Here is a 215-nt window from a genome sequence, read left to right as displayed (position 1 = left end):
CCAAGTGCATTAACCATCACCACACCAATTGCAGGCGATGGTTTAGTCAATGCAGCCGAAGACAATGATGTATTGATTGCAGGGACAGGTGCAGAAGCTGATGCGACTGTGACAGTCACTATCACAGACAGCAACGACACATTATCTCGCACTGTCACTGCGGATAGTTCAGGTAACTGGACACTCAGTGGCAGCGAATTTGATGTGAGTGCATT

1 protein-coding gene is annotated in these 215 nt (G+C 47.9%); it reads left to right on the top strand.

All coding sequences use genetic code 11. From position 1 onward, the window contains the following. On the top strand, positions 1 to 215 hold a 215-nt coding region (locus DS2_RS19525; protein WP_035016765.1), incomplete at both ends, for a hypothetical protein.

This window comes from Catenovulum agarivorans DS-2, assembly GCF_000568405.1.
GTDB lineage: Bacteria > Pseudomonadota > Gammaproteobacteria > Enterobacterales > Alteromonadaceae > Catenovulum > Catenovulum agarivorans_A.
This window is presented reverse-complemented; position numbering and strand designations above follow the sequence as displayed.